The organism is Acinetobacter sp. BZX-2 (assembly GCF_055179795.1).
Genome location: NZ_CM143686.1, coordinates 2,742,221 through 2,758,583 on the forward strand (window position 1 = coordinate 2,742,221; position 16,363 = coordinate 2,758,583).

Consider the following 16,363-nt stretch of genomic DNA (forward strand, 5'->3'; position numbering starts at 1 on the left):
ACACCATATAACAATCGTAAGGGCTACTCTGGAGACGCTAATCATGCTATCTCGTTTATTAAAAGCAAAAATCCACCGTTGTGTTGTTACACAAGCAGAATTACATTATGAAGGTTCTTGTGCAATTGACGGTACACTTTTGGATTTAGCTGGTATCCGCGAATATGAAGAAATTCACATTTGGAACGTGACAAATGGTAAGCGCTTCACAACTTATGCTATTCGTGGTGAAGAAGGTTCGGGCATCATTTCTGTAAATGGTGGTGCTGCACATCAAGCTGATGTTGGCGATTTATTGATTATCGCAACATTTGGCGATTTCAGCAATGCTGAAGCTGATGCACATAAACCACGTTTGGTTTATGCAAATCCAAATAACACTGTAAATCACACTGCAAACTGTATTCCTGTTCAAGTTGCTTAATTTAAGTTACTTCTATTGTACAGTCGCAAAAAATCCGCTTAATGCGGATTTTTTATTGCGTCAGTATTTTTGAAATGCCTTTTAAGCATTTGTATTCCTCGAATGAAAACTTTCAAACCAATCACGTTTCGCTTCACAGCCTAAATCTTGCAACTGATCTCCCTTGAGTGACATCAATATAGCATTCCCCTGCTCATCAACCTTAAATTCTGCATATTCAGCTTGTTGATAGCATTCTGCTAAACCTTCTGCAAATAAAAAGCTCTGCGATGCAGGATAAAGCCTCGTGTAGCGATTGTCTGGATTTTGTAGAATCAATCGTTGTGTCTGCACATTTTTAAGTGGTTCAAAACGAGTATGAATCACTCGCCTTTGTGGATCTAATCCAACATAAGTTACGATTGAAGACTTATTTTTAATGATTTCATCAAAATATTGGCCTGAAAAAATATGATCTTCTGAATTGATATCAGGTTGATTCGTGTTTTCGGGAGTCGAATTTTGCGGAGCAAAATACAATTGATAATTCAACGCCATATAATCCCCCTGAAGAATCGAACGTGGATCTACAGGTTGCAACCGCACATACATGCTTTCGCTATTTTTTAAATGCAGCTCATTTTTAAAAATCATGCCTAAAAAAACAGCAATACTCAAAAGCGCTAAACAAAGTGGAATCATCTTCTTCATGTGCTTAACTCCTGTTTATTTTTGAATTTACTCAAGCTAAACGTCAGTAGTAACAACATGATTCCAGACATAAAAATGCTTAAACTTTTCATCAGGAATGAGACATCTAATGAATAATATATAAACCATAAAATTAACGCGAAGCTTACAAGTGCAATAGCATATATAACCTTATCTTGCTTTTTTAGTGCACAAGAAATGACGGCTAAACAAATAAAAATCTCGAAATAACCGTAAAAAATGAGTACGGTAGCAAAAGTAGCTAAAATCAATTTAGCCAATACATTGAACTGGTTTTGGATATGTAAAAACATAAAAACAATAAACCACAATATAGGTAAACCATAGGTGAATATAGCAATATGCTCTATTCTGACTAGTTCGTATTTACCCAATAAGGTATAAAGCCCCATTGAATATAAAATAATCACGAGAACGGCCAGTAATAAACTGCGTTGATATTCATCTGGTTTAATCCATTTAATCGCAAGGATTAAAAAATAAAAGATATAATTCCAAAGCACCAAATAGGCAAAATTTTCAATAAAACTTGTCCGACTCCAATATGAATGGATACCTAAAATATAAACAAAACCAGCAGCATATAAACCCAAGATTTGAATAAAGACAAAAAACCAGTGTGTTCGTATAAAATAGCTTAATATCAACATTCCCAATTGTAATAATACAATCGGAAGTATTTGATCGGTTAAATCTGCAGTATGAAAAATCACTGCGATTTGCCCAGCGACCCATATACAATAAGCAAACTGCCTTAAAAACAGACGTTGTGAAATTTTCAAAAGATAAGCAGCAACAGCTACAAAAACACCACCCATAATCAAAGAGAATTTCCCCCAAAATGTCAGCATGAGTGATGCAAAAAAAGCGCCTGAAATCCAAGCACCGACAGCGAGTGGGATCGCATTAAATCGACTTTGCGGAATAAATTTGATCAACAAATAAGTGATTAAGGCAAACCATGCAAAAATAATCAGTGCGATAAAAAATAATTGGAAAACTTCATTATTGCCAAAAAAATCGCTCAGCATTTTAACAATCACCAAGGTGAATGTAATGCCTAAGCCCACAGCTGAAAGTGTGCTACACAATTGATCTTTATTTTTATAAAAGTAGGCAAATAAAATACCCAAAAAGAGGAAGGAAAATAAAAAATAAAGAATGCCTTTATCTGCATATAAATACATCACCATATGCCAAACAGAGAGCATGGCAAACCACACTAAAAATAAGTAACGTAATTTGGGATAGTATCGAATACAAAAATAAAATTGAATGAGCGCAAATAGGTGAATGCAAACTAGAAACAATTCAGGATATTGATCCCCAAAAAAAGTTTGGATAAAAAACAGGAAAAGTGCAATCTGACTGACTATACACAATAAAAGAAACACACCAATATTCTGACGATATAGCCACGGTAAAAGCAAAACAGACCAAATCAGAAACAATAAATAACTGTCAGCACCTGTTTGATAAATTTGTCCAATCACGGCTAAACTTAAACCAATCATCAAACCACATATGGTATGAAAACATTGCACTAAAAAATCATGCTTTACGACCAACAAACTACAAATTGCACTGAGTAATAATAGAACTTGCGGAATAGCAAGCTGAATTGTTTGTGGCAACATAAACCAGTTGGCAGCAACCAAATACAACATACTTACAGCAAGCAATGTAAAACCAAAAACCTGTAAATGTTTGATGAATAATTCAGCATTCCAAAGGTAGTGCTGTGTGGGTATTTTTATCAATCTTCATTCCTCACTTTTGTTTTTATTTCAAAAATCGATATTAAAAACTCATTTCCTATTTATACTTGATACAGCAAACATTAATTCTTACACATGAATTCTATTCTAAGTCAAATAAACACAAGAGATTGTTTCTGTTTGGCAAGTCTTTAGCAAAAATTGTTCTATACATAAAACTGATCATTCTATAAAACACTCTACTTTTCTGATTATTTAGGATTATAATCATATGACATCGCTTCAGGGCGGGGTGTAATTCCCCACCGGTGGTAAATTGGTCTGATTTTTAATTCTTTAAATCATGCGCCAACAGCCCACGAGCTTATTGGGTTTCGAAAGATTTTCAATGAGCAGATTTGGTGAAATGCCAAAGCCGACGGTATAGTCCGGATGAAAGAAGACGACGTCACAGCTAAAAATTTCCAAAATGATCATTTTGGAAATGGTTTTGTAACGCCACTATTTCTCATGTCCTGAAATGTTCAACCGTATAATTTTTTTACGAGAGCGTTTCAATGTCTAGTTTAATTCAACCCGAAATTTTCTTTTCTACCCTTTCCCCTGCGGATCAACGTATCGAACAAGCTTTAGAAGATATGCGCCAAGGCAAACCTGTTTTGGTCATGGACGATTTTGATCGTGAAAATGAAGCAGATTTGATTGTTGCTGCAGAAACGTTAAATGTCGAAACCATGGCACGAATGATTCGTGATGGTTCAGGTATTGTGTGTTTAACACTCAGCGCTGAACTTGCCGATCATTTAGAATTACCACCTATGGTGAATGACAACTCAAGCCAATTTAAAACTGCATTTACAGTGACTATCGAGGCTGCGGAAGGTGTAACCACAGGTGTATCTGCAAAAGATCGTACAACGACCATTCACACAGCAATTAAAGATGGTGCTGTAGCGAGTGATCTCAATCGTCCAGGTCATGTCTTTCCACTTCGAGGACAAGATGGTGGTGTACTCACTCGCCGTGGTCATACCGAAGGTTCTATAGATTTGGCACGTATGGCAGGTTTAAAACCCGCTGGTGTTTTATGTGAAGTGACAAATCTTGACGGAACAATGGCTTCAGGCGTACAAGTTTTAGCATATGCACAAACCCATCATTTAACCTTAATCACCATTGAAGAAATTGTGCAATATCGTTTAAAGCATAACATCTAAACTATTGTTATTTATAAATTGATGAGCCTTTTAAATCCCAGTTTAAATCAGTAAGCTGGGATTTTTAGTTTTTACTTCCTATCTTCAAGCTGATACACAATCTTAATTTTTACTACGCCATAATGCCAAACCATAGCTCGGCCACTTTTGCGAAGCTTTAACATTATTTACCCCATACGCCACGGCAACTAAAGCAATTGATCCAGTGAGCACAGGAAAGAGTAAAAACGTCCAATCATAATGAATGCTATTGGCTGTTAATAAAATCACCAATGGATTTGCACCAGCAGGCGGATGTACACATCGAAAATACATCATCAAAGTAATGGCCAAACCTACAGAAACTGCGATACTCAAAACATTACTGCCAAACCATTTCAATAAACATATTCCGACCAAAGCTGAAATAAAGTGACCGAGAATCACGTTCCTAGGTTGTGCTAATGGTGACTGTGAAACAGCATAAAGAATGACACAGCTTGCACCAAATGGCGCCATAATAAATGGGTTGTGCGATAACTTACTCAATAACAATAAAATAAAAATGCTCAGTGTTCCCCCAATAAAACATCTTATCATGTCTTGATTTTTCGGCCTTGGGGCTAGTTTTTCTTTTCCAGCAAATATTGACATAGAGATGTCCTCTTGATTGATTTATTGAGTCTAGCGCGCTAAAATCAAAATAGTACAGATCTGTACTATTTTCAACAATCAATTTTGAGAATCAAGTGATGTCTAAGTCAGCAACAAAAATTTTGACGACTGCCGAAGCACTTTTTAATGCACATAGTTTTACCAGTGTCGGCGTGGATTTAATCCGTGATGAATCAGGTTGCTCTAAAACAACCATGTATACTTATTTTAAAAATAAACAACAACTTGTTGCAGAAGTTCTTAAACAACGAGATCTACGCTTTAGACAAAGCTTGATTGAATTTGTTGCTGATTCTGAGGGGCTTGGTGCATTAGAAAAAATTTATGACTGGCATATGCTTTGGTTTCAGCAAGATCATTTTAAAGGTTGTTTATTCGTGCGAGCTGTCGCTGAGTATTCTATTCAAGATACTGAAATTATAGAAATTTCAGTTGCACATAAAATTTGGCTACGACAATTCATCCATCATTTTTCACATCAAGTGAGTCAAGACCGAGTCGTAGCCGATTTATTTTACAATCTCATTGAAGGTTTAACCAGCAGATTTCTCGTTGAAGGCTTTGATTCAGATATTGCCCAACAGCAAAAAACTGCAATGCTTCAACTCATCAAAAATTATACCGAACGACCTTCAGCAGCTCATCAATAAACCAATTTTAGCAAAAAGATTTATTAAGATATTGATGAAGGTATTGAAAATTATGATGCCAACTTGTTTCGCAAAGTATTTGAAAGCAGTTCAGCAGCAATCAAATGTCCTGAATCTTGTGGAAATTTAAACACTGAAAGCTGAATATTTGCCTGAGCGAGTTCAGGTGCAAGTTCAGTAATCAATTGCTGAACAGTAAATGGTGTGGCTTTAAACCCCTCCCAATCACCAACAGCATTGAACTCTGCAAAAGTTTTATCTGACCAAACTGGAAAAGCTTGAATACCTTGTGCATCATCTAGGAATGAAGCCCATCCTTCTCCGCACAATCCCCAAATTTCACCATTTTCTAGCACTTGTTCAATAAAAAACGCATACTTTTCTTCAATTTTTAATTGTTTAATGGCTTCTAATTCTTTAACTTCATTCATGATCATTCTCGTTTTTACGAATATTTATTTGATATAAGTCACATTATATATAATTTTAAATAACTATTTCAAAGATATTTTCTAATTCAGTCCTACAATTGTATTTTTTAATTGTCATAAACTTTTTAAAAATTTTGAATCACGCAGAATCAACAATCAACACATCCTTAATGCATTGCCCTATCTACATGAATAATAAAATTAATTTTCTTCTAAATGTAAAATGCTTTGTCGAATCCCAACTGCTCTTAACCAAGCAAAATCATAACTTGCATTCGCCAATGCCAATACCCTGCGCTCAAACTCATCCCATAAAGGCTTAACTTGTTTTGAATCAATACCCAAACCACTGTCATGGGCTAAATTTCGATTTTTTTCACAGATTTTAAGTGCATGGTAATACTTTCTGCCTTTAGACGCTGTGTCCAAAACACGTACATGTTTGCTATGAATAAAGCCTTCGACATGTTTTAAATCCGCTAAAGGCAATAAAGGTACAAGGATTTGATCAAGTTGCGCATCTAAACGTACCCACACAGCCAATCGCTGCTCAGCAGAATAGGTATTCCACTGAATCACTTCATGATTAAAACGACGACAACCACGACAAACTGAATCACCAAATACCGTAGAACAACGACCTGCGCAAGGCGTTAATGATGGTATACGACGTTGGCTATTCAAAATAAGTTCCTCAAACAAGCAATCTAGCACACATTTTCAATGCTGAATTTCAATTTAGCCATACTATATATGGTATATAAAAAATGTTAAAGCACTAGATTTAGTATTTAAATCCATAAAATTTGTCTGCCTTAAAAATTCACTACAATGTGTATGGATTTCTCGCATATTCCAATAAATCACGTTAAAATGTGCGCCTAAAATTTTATCCTATTATTATACATTTGGAGTTTTCCATGAACGCTACTGTAGAACAGCTTGCACCTGTAGAACAGCAAGCGACCTCTGGTTGGGTTGTTGCAGCGCTTTATCAATTCAAAGAAGTTCAAGATCCTGCCGATCTTCAACAACGTCTTTTAGACTTGGTAAAAACCATCAACCTTTGTGGAACTCTAATTGTTGCAGGTGAAGGAATTAACGGAACAATTGCAGGTGATCGACAAGCAATTGATACGATTCGACAATTCCTTTTAGGTGAAGGTTTCAATGCGATGGAATATAAAGAATCGCATAGTGATGAAAAACCTTTCCGTAAAATGAAAATTAAACTAAAAAGTGAAATTGTAACCTTAGGCGTTGAAGTAAAACCACGCGATCTTGTTGGACATTATCTCGATCCTAAAGAATGGAATGAACTGATTGCACGTGACGACGTGATTTTGATTGATACACGTAATGATTACGAATACAAAGCAGGTACGTTTAAAGGTGCCATTGACCCTAAAACAGAAACTTTCCGTGAATTTCCTGAGTATGTAAAACAAAACCTAGAACAACATAAAGACAAGAAAATTGCGATGTTCTGTACAGGTGGTATCCGTTGTGAAAAATCTACATCATTACTGCTTCAAGAAGGTTTTAATGAGGTTTATCACCTTAAAGGCGGTATTTTAAAATACCTTGAAGAAACCCCTGCTGATGAAAGCATGTGGGAAGGTGAATGTTTTGTATTTGATGGTCGTACAGCCGTTACACATGGTGTAGAAGAAGGTCTAAATACCAAATGCCACGCTTGCGGATGGCCTTTACTTCCAGAAGAAGTTGAATTAACCAGTTATGAGCATGGTGTTTCATGTAAATACTGTATCGATAAAACTTCAGAAAAACAAAAAGCTGGCTTCCGTATGCGTCAATCACAAATTGTCGCTGCAAAACGTAAACGTCTTTAATTTAAAAAACCTGAGTTCGGAATAAGATATGTTCCCAACTATATGATACGCGGAAACGTCAGTCGCATTGTTCGAGGTATGAGGAATATATTCCGCAAGATCTGCAATATTCTGTTTTTGCAATATATTAGGTACTTGATAGTATCTGTCGAGTTGGCGACTGACAAATGGTTTTGCCTACTTTTCCCGAAAGAAAAGTAGGTCGAACCTGAACAAGATTGAAATATATTTCAAGCGAAGTGCAAGACGAAGTGGGTTAATCCATTCATCTGACTTTAAATGATAAGACTCCGTTGTGCCTGATCTATCTTTTCAACAATTTAAATCAGCGTTTATCCCGAACTGATGTTAGATATCTAATCAATAAAAATCTTTTCGTTGTTGATACTGCAATATTTCAAACCGTAGCCTAAAAACTGCGGTTTTTTATTGCTAAATTTAAATCACAAAAAGCAAACAAAGTTCACTATTCTCAGTGATTGCTTTTCACCACAACATTGCTAATTTACTTGTATAAACTTAAATAAAATCAATTTTTTAACGCACCAACAAACCGTGACACATACATCAATTGTAATAATTTTAGGAGTACCGCTATGCAAAAAGTGACTTCAAAATATTCACCTCATTTGACTATGACACCACATCACGCTGTATTGCATAATTTGAACATGCTACGCAAACGTGTTGATCCGCTAAAACTTGAAAAATTATTAAATCAGCAACCACATTTTTTAGTTCTGCTTTTAGGACTTGTGACTGGTTCAACAATTGCTCTAGCAATCGGCTTCACGCTAAAAGCTGATTTAGCTATTTCATTGCTGCTCAGTCTTATTCCTATAGCATTATGTTATCTGTTGCGTAAGGTCTACATTTACACCCTATTGCATTATCAAGATTAATTTTCTTTTTTAACTACAATTTCATACTGTTTTTTTATGCAGTAAAATCATAGGATGTTTCTAACATCCTATTTTTATTTATAAAATGACCGATTGGATTATTTCTATTATGGAGCAATTGGGGTACTTCGGTATTGCTCTGTTGATGTTTTTGGACAATGTCTTTCCGCCTGTCCCATCCGAAATTATTATGCCTTCAGCGGGTTTTGCAGCATCACAGGGTCAGCTCAGCTTGATTGGTGTTATTGTTGCAGGAAGTCTAGGCTCATTAATCGCTGCTGCTGCGCTTTATTGGATAGGTCGTAAAATATCACATGAAGCGCTGTTCAGCTGGGTGGATCGTTACGGCAAATATCTCTTTATCAAATCTGATGATGTCAAAAAAGCTTTAGATTGGTTTGAGCACTATGGTCATCGTGTGGTTTTTTTTGGACGAATGATCCCTGCTGTTCGCTCATTGATCAGTATTCCTGCAGGTATGAGTCGTATGCCCTTTTGGAAATTTATGAGTTATAGCACATTAGGAACGATGATTTGGACAACATTCTTGGCATACGTTGGTTTTTATTTTGGAAATAATACCGAACTGATGCAGCAGATTTTTAGCCGTGTCGGTTATGTCATTATCACAATATGTGTGATCGTCGGTAGTATTTGGCTGTATAAAAAGTTTTATCAAACAAAATAGTATGTGGAATAAATAGGATGCTCTGGCAGCATACAACATACTGAATGATCTATAAATTATAGGATTGCTATGGATTACGAATTTTGGCATCAACGTTGGCAAGAAAATAGAATCGGTTTTCACCTACCTCAGCCCAATCCATTATTAGTCAACAATTTGCAATTCCTTGAATTGGCGAAAGATGCGCGTATTTTTATTCCATTGAGTGGAAAATCCTTAGACATTGGCTACTTACTTGCTCAAGGTTTTCGTGTTGTCGCGATTGAATTGAGTCAAAAAGCCATTGATGCACTCATCGATGAATTACAGCTTGAATTCACACAGCATCAAGTGGGTGAATTGGTTCATTATCAACATGAACGACTCGACATATTTGTGGGTGATATTTTTCATCTCAACAAAAACCTACTGGGTCATATCGATGCAATTTATGATCGAGCAGCATTGGTTGCGTTACCTGAAAAGACACGTATTCAATATACGGCCCATCTCACTAAGCTTGCTCATGTTCCTCAATTAATCATCAGCTATGAATATGATCAAAATAGCTATGAAGGTCCTCCATTTTCCGTCACTGAAGCTGAAATTCGTCAACATTATCAAAAGGCTTATCAAATTCAATTACTTGAACAAGTGGATTTATCGGACAGTTTCAAAGGGCAAAATTCGATGGAGAAAGCTTGGTGTTTAAAACCTAAACATGAAATATAAAAAACACCCGATTGATCATAGATAAAGTTCTTTTAAGAGAAATATCATCAATTTATTCTAAAATGAAACATCTAATAAATAAACAGATCAAATAGGACTTTCCCTATTTGATCTAAACATACTTATTGTTAAATTTCTGAAGAACTAGAAAGCGCAATAAGCTTGGATTGACTCACTCTCATTTCTTCTATAAGCCAGTTCTTAAAAATCATTTTATCTGCATCATCCTCAAAAGGAGCCGCTGAAAGCAAATAGTAAGCAGAACCATCTGGGTCAATCGGTGTAAGCATTTCAAACAATTGAAAATCCAACTCTTTTTCAACCATATAACCTGACACGATAGTTGCTCCTAGCCCCGCTAAACAGGCCTCTATACATAAATAGAAATGCTCTAAGGTCAATTTTTGAAAGCCTTTAAACTGACCTTTATATCGATCCTTGAGTTGCGTCCATAACTTGGGTCGTGAGCTAGACACAAAAAGCTGTTGCGTTGAATATGAATTATTTTTTCGTGCAATACAAAGCACATATTCATCTGCTATTTTTTCACTATAAACAGCCTTCCCCCAATCAAAATCATTGCGTCTTAAAGCCAAATCAATTGATTGCGTTTCAAAATCAACTTCTCCACCATCGGTTAATAAGCTGATCTCAATCTGTGGATGACGTTGCTTAAATTGAATTAATCGAGGAATAAGCCACTTCATCGCAATAGTCGGTTCACATGAAAGTGTCAGTGTTTTATGCGACTGAGATTGCGCTTTTAACTGCACCAAACACTGATCAATTTGTGGAAAGACCTGCTGACAACAGTCAAACAAAAGCTCACCATCACCCGTCAGTTGTAATTTTTTACCTTCACGAATAAATAAGGTAAAACCTAGCGCCTCTTCGAGGTTCTTTAATTGCTTACTGACCGCGCCCTGTGTCACAAACAGCTTTTTCGCGGCGATTGTTACGCTGCCATAACGTGCCACATAATAAAAAAACTTCAGGGAATTCAATGATAATCGCTCAATCATTCCAAAAACTCATATTTAAATAAGAATTAAATTCGATTTTAACTATAGCAAATATATGAAAAATATATAAATCCTTTTATTCAATCCCAATAAGGTTAAATGAGTGAATGAAATAATGATGATTGCGTCGGTTACCTTACTGGCCGTGATTAGCCCTGGAGCTGACTTCGCATTGGTGAGTCGAAATAGCTACTTATATGGGCGTAAACAAGGCATTTATACCGCCTATGGTATTGCTTGCGCAGTGTGGATTCACATTAGTTATAGTTTGATGGGGCTTAGTTTTTTACAGCACGTACTGCCTAGTTTATTACATATTATTCAATATATTGGTGCGGGCTATTTGATGTATATCGGATACCAAACTTTTACGCAACAACAAGTGAATGACACAGAAAGTAGCGGCTTTATCCACCCATGGCAAGCGTTCCGGCAAGGTGTACTCACCAATAGTTTTAACCCTAAAACCACTTTATTTGTAATGAGCATCTTTGCGCAATTGCTCACAGCAGAAAATCACCTACTAAAACTGATTGGCTATGGCTGTTTTATATCTATAAGTCACTTGATTTGGTTTATGGCCATTTCTATATTTTGTTCTAATCCCACAATCAGAAATAAAATTTTACTCAAACAAGTCATCATCAATCGCATGATTGGCATTGTGCTGAGCAGTTTAGGGCTTTGTTTATTGCTGACAAATTAACCATCAATTTGTTGCAAATACAGTTGCATTACCAAAGTGCAAAACATAAAAAAGCACCTACGAAAGGTGCTTTTGAATGCAATCAAGTGATTAGCCAAATGATTAACTTACTGTGTGATCCATGAGCCACGATTGTAGCGACACAAGAAATATCATTTCGCTGGCGTATGGTACATCAAATAAATTTCATTTAAATTGTCTGGAATTTCTTCCGCAATCTCATCCATCAATTGACCATTGCGACGGAAAGACTCCATTTGAGGGTCTTCATCATCAACTCCACTAAACACCATCATTGGTAGAGTCAAATCAACCACTTGCTCTTCATATTCTGGTGCAAACCAAGCATCTTCGTTCAGGAACATGGCATCAACAAAACCAACGCTCCAATCACCTAGACTTGACTCAACATCTGCTTCTTCAATTTCAAAAGGAAACTCAATCCCTTCTTCATTGGCTAAGTTTTGGCGAATCGCATCTAACCATGCTTTAATTTGTGTAATGATTTCCGCAGGTACTTTCTTTTGATTATTGTCAAATAGCTCATCAAGCCATTGATCAAAAGTTGGGCCTACAGCAGTCGCACATAAAAATCCATGAGTCGCAGCAAAATCTAGACCATATTCATTTTGGTCACCATCTAAATAGTCACTTAACAGATCTAAATCTAAAGCACTCATTTTATTTCCAGTTCAGTTTGTATCAGGGTCAAGCATAGCATTTTCCCACACTATGCCCAATGTATTTTTAATCTTCTTCGTCGTCGTCAAGATCGTCATCATCAAGATCATAATCAAAATCTTTTAATTCTCGTTCTAAACGACGTTGAGCAAGTAAGTCATCTATTAAACGACGCTTTTCTAAGGATTCTTTAGCGCTAATTTTGCTTGATGACTCATCAAAACTAACATCATCATCACCGTAGTTATCATCTAGTTCAAAATCTGTAGAAGACACTAAAACTACCTCATAATGAAAAAAAGTGAATGGGTCTAGCCGCTATTTATCCCGCTTCTAAAAACTTGTCAAGTTTTATTTGTTTTTTTTGCATTTAAATCGATTTTGGGGCTTTTTTTCTGACCAATTTTTATGGCATGATATAATCCACCCTGTGTCTTTCTGTTTTACCGCTGGTTCAACATCGAAACACGCAAGGGATGAACTTGAAAATAACAATTTCACCCCCACCTATTGCACTGAATTTAAATTTTTTTAATATTTCATCAGGTAGTCTTGCGCTGCATTTTACTGGTGGAATAACTAAGCTATTCACAGATTTATTCATATGAATTGTGCTATTATGCACGGTTTTTTACTGCCACTGATTCAACGAGAAGAGAGTAAAGATGAGCGAAATGCATTCCCCTACTTCACAAGTAGCGGCTCTGATTAGCCGAGGCAAAGAACAAGGTTACTTAACCTACGCTGAGGTTAACGATCATCTCCCAGACTCGATCACCGAAAGCGAACAGATTGAAGATATTATCCAAATGCTTCAAGACGTTGGTATTCCTGTACACGAACGTGCGCCAGAATCTGATGATACGATGTTCGAAGGGAATAGCGAAGCTGCCGATGAAGTTGCAGAAGAAGAAGCTGCTGCGGTACTTGCTTCTGTAGAAAACGAACCTGGTCGTACCACTGACCCTGTCCGTATGTATATGCGTGAAATGGGTACGGTTGAACTCTTGACACGTGAAGGCGAAATTAGCATTGCCAAACGTATCGAAGAAGGTATTCGTGACGTATTGCATTCAATTGCATATTGGCCAAATGCTGTCGAAGTCGTTTTACAAGAATATAAAGATTATGAAACTGGCGAACGTCGTCTTGCAGATATTTTATCGGGTTATTTAGACCCTGAATCAGATGAAGTCATTCCTGAAGTTCTAGAAGAGGAATCTGAGGAGTTAGAAGATGACGAAAGCGCATCAGCTAAACCAACCAAAGATGTAAAACTAGATGATGATGACGAAGAAGAAGAGTCTGAAGGTGATGATGATTCTGAAGGCGAATCAGGCCCAGATCCAGAAATTGCCAAAGCTCGTTTTGATGAATTAGCATCAGTTTGGAATACTGCAAAAGAAACACTTGCTAAACATGGTCGTAATAGTGCTGAAGGCAAAGAAGCGATTGAGTCACTTGCAGCTGTGTTTATGATGTTCAAATTTACGCCTCGTTTGTTCGATATCATTTCTGAAATGATTCGTGGCACACATGAGCAAATTCGTACTTCAGAACGTGAAGTTATGCGTTATGCAGTTCGCCGTGGTCGTATGGATCGTACGCAATTCCGTACATCTTTCCCAGGTCAAGAATCAAATCCAGCTTGGTTAGATGAACAGATTGCGAAAGCACCTGCTGAATCAAAAGCATATTTAGAAAAAGTTCGTCCAGATGTATTGGCTTTCCAACAAAAGATTGCTGATATTGAAAAAGAACTGAATCTTAATGTGAAAGAAATTAAAGACATTTCTAAACGTATGGCGATTGGTGAAGCGAAAGCACGTCGTGCGAAAAAAGAAATGGTTGAAGCAAACTTACGTTTGGTTATTTCGATTGCGAAAAAATATACCAACCGTGGTTTGCAATTCCTTGATTTGATTCAAGAAGGTAACATCGGTTTGATGAAAGCCGTGGATAAGTTTGAATACCGTCGTGGTTATAAATTTTCAACTTATGCAACATGGTGGATTCGTCAGGCGATTACCCGTTCGATTGCAGACCAAGCGCGTACTATTCGTATTCCAGTACACATGATCGAAACCATTAACAAGATCAACCGTGTATCTCGCCAACTTCTTCAAGAAATGGGGCGTGAACCAACACCTGAAGAGTTAGGTGAACGTTTGGAAATGGATGAAGTTAAAGTTCGTAAAGTGCTTAAAATTGCCAAAGAACCGATTTCTATGGAAACGCCAATTGGTGATGATGAGGATTCGCATCTTGGTGACTTCATTGAAGATGGCAACATCACTTCTCCAGTGGATGCTGCAACTTCAGAAGGCTTAAAAGAAGCGACACGTGAAGTATTGGAAAACCTAACTGAACGTGAAGCGAAAGTATTGAAAATGCGTTTTGGTATCGATATGCCAACGGATCATACTTTGGAAGAAGTGGGTAAACAGTTTGACGTAACACGTGAACGTATTCGTCAGATTGAAGCGAAAGCTTTACGTAAACTTCGCCATCCTTCTCGTTCAGAACACTTACGTTCTTTCTTAGAAAATGACTGATCCAAGATTACTTTAGGGACTTGAAAAACAATCAAGTATCCCCATTTAGTAATTAAGAGAAATACAAAGCCTGCATTCTCGCAGGCTTTGTTTATAAATTAGAGGTGAATCATGTTAGACCGCACTCCATCTCGCGAATTACAAGAAGATCTTTGGGTTTTTCCAATGGATTACCCAATTAAACTGATTGGCAATGCGGGTGAAGAACTTAAAGGTGCAGTTGTAGGAATTTTGGTAAAACATTTCCCAGAGTTTGACGAAGCAACACTTGTTGTACAACCATCACGTACAGGCAAGTATCATTCGATTACTGCGCAATTACGTTTTGATGAGCTTGAACAAGTTCATGCCCTTTATGCTGATCTAGCTGCTTGTGAACATATTCGTACTGCGTTGTAATTTAGAAATGAATAAAAAAACACGCTTATTCGCGTGTTTTTTTATTTCTGTGACTTCTATTTAATAAAATACATACAATTCAAAAATTTATAACAATATCTCAACCTTTAAATCTGACAGTTGAAAAAGCAAAAATACTTGAATTACTACTACTCAATGCCATCCTGATATTTCACCGAAGCATGTGCGCCATTACAAAATGGTTTGTTCGATGATTTTCCACAACGGCATAATGCCTGACGGTTACGAATTTCATAAGATTGCCCATCTGCACTTTCTACGCGTACTCCGCCACGTACCATTAATGGGCCACTACAACCAATTCCTGGATCTTCGATTGGGTAGATACCTGCTTCTTCAGCAGTTTCTATGGGTTGCAACGTTTTTTTATCCCAAACTAACAATCGTCCAGCAGCACAATTGTGTACCATAAACTCAGTCAGTTGCTCGTGTTCTTTACCTTGCATTTGAACCTCATTCCAAACCCGATTACCGTTGTCGCAGAATCTTGAGAATGCACAATAGTTTTCATTATCCGTCAAAATTTGAGTAGGCCCATCAATTTCTGAAGAACCTTCGAGCAATGGTGCAAAGTTTTTTGCTTCTGTTAAATCCTCACCAGCTTTTAAATGCGACCCATCACAAAATGGCGCCTTTTTGCTATGTCCACAACGACACAAATACATTTTATCTTGGCTTTCAAAGGTTTTACCTTCACGATAACGTCCTGAGTTCCCCGTCTCATTTTTTTCAATAAGAACTTGTAAGAGTTTCGGGCTTCCATGAACTAAATACGGACCATCTTTCGTCACTTGAATATAGATTGTTTCTGGTGCAGCTGTTGAACCTGTTTGAATAATATAACGCGGTTGTGTTGTCATTTTAAAATCATCCATGTCATTGTTATCTTTTATAGAATGCATCTAAATTTTTAAATTAAAATCAGCTTTTTTGTAATGGATAAAAATTATTCTCATTTCACTTTTAACCACGATATTAATAAAGCCTTTAGTCAGAATATATTTGTATCATGCCTTTTAG

Annotated in this window: 19 protein-coding genes and 1 riboswitch; of the genes, 10 read left to right on the plus strand and 9 right to left on the minus strand. The window is 36.8% G+C overall.

The features are described 5' to 3' along the window. Window positions 1–43: 43 nt before the first annotated feature. The gene (gene panD, locus ACY45D_RS12930; RefSeq protein WP_089603796.1) at window positions 44–424 is read left to right on the plus strand and encodes an aspartate 1-decarboxylase; all 381 of its coding nucleotides are present in this window, start codon (window positions 44–46) and stop codon (window positions 422–424) included. Between the two features lie 81 nt (window positions 425–505). Here the strand turns inward: panD and ACY45D_RS12935 are convergent, their stop codons facing one another. Further along, on the minus strand, window positions 506–1,114 hold the full coding sequence (locus ACY45D_RS12935) for a GDYXXLXY domain-containing protein (protein WP_463107099.1): 609 nt from the start codon (window positions 1,112–1,114) through the stop codon (window positions 506–508). After that, the gene (locus ACY45D_RS12940; RefSeq protein ID WP_463107100.1) at window positions 1,111–2,895 is read right to left on the minus strand and encodes a DUF2157 domain-containing protein; all 1,785 of its coding nucleotides are present in this window, start codon (window positions 2,893–2,895) and stop codon (window positions 1,111–1,113) included. Before ACY45D_RS12940 ends, ACY45D_RS12935 begins: the two co-directional genes overlap by 4 nt. A gap of 233 nt (window positions 2,896–3,128) precedes the next feature. Next, window positions 3,129–3,301, plus strand: a riboswitch (FMN riboswitch). A gap of 109 nt (window positions 3,302–3,410) precedes the next feature. Here ACY45D_RS12940 and ribB point away from each other — a divergent pair. Next, window positions 3,411–4,070: a 3,4-dihydroxy-2-butanone-4-phosphate synthase gene (gene ribB, locus ACY45D_RS12945; protein ID WP_463107101.1), complete on the plus strand. Its 660-nt coding sequence runs from the start codon at window positions 3,411–3,413 to the stop codon at window positions 4,068–4,070. A gap of 102 nt (window positions 4,071–4,172) precedes the next feature. Here the strand turns inward: ribB and ACY45D_RS12950 are convergent, their stop codons facing one another. Further along, the gene (locus ACY45D_RS12950; RefSeq protein ID WP_010113152.1) at window positions 4,173–4,703 is read right to left on the minus strand and encodes an HPP family protein; all 531 of its coding nucleotides are present in this window, start codon (window positions 4,701–4,703) and stop codon (window positions 4,173–4,175) included. A 98-nt stretch (window positions 4,704–4,801) separates the two neighbouring features. Here ACY45D_RS12950 and ACY45D_RS12955 point away from each other — a divergent pair, with 98 nt between their 5' ends. After that, window positions 4,802–5,374: a TetR/AcrR family transcriptional regulator gene (locus ACY45D_RS12955; protein WP_463107102.1), complete on the plus strand. Its 573-nt coding sequence runs from the start codon at window positions 4,802–4,804 to the stop codon at window positions 5,372–5,374. Between the two features lie 50 nt (window positions 5,375–5,424). Here the strand turns inward: ACY45D_RS12955 and ACY45D_RS12960 are convergent, their stop codons facing one another. Both ACY45D_RS12960 and ACY45D_RS12965 read right to left on the minus strand, forming a co-directional pair. Further along, window positions 5,425–5,805, minus strand: coding sequence for a DUF2750 domain-containing protein (locus ACY45D_RS12960; protein ID WP_010113149.1), 381 nt, complete (start codon window positions 5,803–5,805; stop codon window positions 5,425–5,427). Window positions 5,806–6,006: 201 nt separating this feature from the next. Beyond that, window positions 6,007–6,489 carry a DUF1289 domain-containing protein gene (locus ACY45D_RS12965; protein ID WP_010113147.1) on the minus strand — a complete coding sequence of 161 codons (483 nt, stop codon included), beginning with the start codon at window positions 6,487–6,489 and terminating at the stop codon, window positions 6,007–6,009. 236 nt (window positions 6,490–6,725) lie between these two features. Here ACY45D_RS12965 and trhO point away from each other — a divergent pair, with 236 nt between their 5' ends. The 4 genes from trhO (at window position 6,726) to tmpT (ending at window position 9,959) form a co-directional block, all read left to right on the plus strand. Further along, window positions 6,726–7,658, plus strand: a complete 933-nt coding sequence (trhO, locus tag ACY45D_RS12970) for an oxygen-dependent tRNA uridine(34) hydroxylase TrhO (protein ID WP_463107103.1) — start codon at window positions 6,726–6,728, stop codon at window positions 7,656–7,658. A 596-nt stretch (window positions 7,659–8,254) separates the two neighbouring features. Beyond that, entirely contained in the window at window positions 8,255–8,560 is a 306-nt protein-coding gene (locus ACY45D_RS12975) for a hypothetical protein (protein ID WP_463107104.1), read from the plus strand. An 85-nt stretch (window positions 8,561–8,645) separates the two neighbouring features. Next, on the plus strand, window positions 8,646–9,248 hold the full coding sequence (locus ACY45D_RS12980; protein ID WP_463107105.1) for a DedA family protein: 603 nt from the start codon (window positions 8,646–8,648) through the stop codon (window positions 9,246–9,248). Between the two features lie 69 nt (window positions 9,249–9,317). Further along, window positions 9,318–9,959, plus strand: a complete 642-nt coding sequence (gene tmpT / locus ACY45D_RS12985; protein ID WP_463107106.1) for a thiopurine S-methyltransferase — start codon at window positions 9,318–9,320, stop codon at window positions 9,957–9,959. Between the two features lie 128 nt (window positions 9,960–10,087). Here tmpT and ACY45D_RS12990 read toward each other — a convergent pair whose 3' ends face one another. Then, window positions 10,088–10,981 (minus strand): LysR family transcriptional regulator, encoded by an 894-nt coding sequence (locus tag ACY45D_RS12990; RefSeq protein ID WP_463107107.1) that lies wholly within the window; start codon window positions 10,979–10,981, stop codon window positions 10,088–10,090. 103 nt (window positions 10,982–11,084) lie between these two features. Here ACY45D_RS12990 and ACY45D_RS12995 point away from each other — a divergent pair, with 103 nt between their 5' ends. Beyond that, a complete protein-coding gene (locus ACY45D_RS12995; RefSeq protein WP_463107108.1) occupies window positions 11,085–11,687 on the plus strand; it encodes a LysE family translocator in 603 nt (200 codons plus the stop codon). A gap of 152 nt (window positions 11,688–11,839) precedes the next feature. On the opposite strand, the gene ACY45D_RS13000 is transcribed toward ACY45D_RS12995, so the two are convergent. Together ACY45D_RS13000 and ACY45D_RS13005 are read right to left on the minus strand one after the other, a co-directional pair. Then, on the minus strand, window positions 11,840–12,367 hold the full coding sequence (locus tag ACY45D_RS13000; protein WP_463107109.1) for a YecA/YgfB family protein: 528 nt from the start codon (window positions 12,365–12,367) through the stop codon (window positions 11,840–11,842). A gap of 67 nt (window positions 12,368–12,434) precedes the next feature. Next, complete coding sequence (locus ACY45D_RS13005; RefSeq protein WP_010113136.1) at window positions 12,435–12,644, minus strand: PA3496 family putative envelope integrity protein; 210 nt, start codon at window positions 12,642–12,644, stop codon at window positions 12,435–12,437. Window positions 12,645–13,033: 389 nt separating this feature from the next. On the opposite strand from ACY45D_RS13005, the gene rpoD reads away from it, so the two are divergent. Continuing rightward, window positions 13,034–14,923, plus strand: a complete 1,890-nt coding sequence (rpoD, locus tag ACY45D_RS13010; RefSeq protein WP_463107110.1) for an RNA polymerase sigma factor RpoD — start codon at window positions 13,034–13,036, stop codon at window positions 14,921–14,923. Window positions 14,924–15,034: 111 nt separating this feature from the next. After that, window positions 15,035–15,322 (plus strand): YbeD family protein, encoded by a 288-nt coding sequence (locus ACY45D_RS13015; RefSeq protein ID WP_089603810.1) that lies wholly within the window; start codon window positions 15,035–15,037, stop codon window positions 15,320–15,322. A 149-nt stretch (window positions 15,323–15,471) separates the two neighbouring features. Here ACY45D_RS13015 and ACY45D_RS13020 read toward each other — a convergent pair whose 3' ends face one another. Next, window positions 15,472–16,203 carry a CDGSH iron-sulfur domain-containing protein gene (locus ACY45D_RS13020; RefSeq protein WP_463107111.1) on the minus strand — a complete coding sequence of 244 codons (732 nt, stop codon included), beginning with the start codon at window positions 16,201–16,203 and terminating at the stop codon, window positions 15,472–15,474. Between the last annotated feature and the right edge of the window lie 160 nt (window positions 16,204–16,363).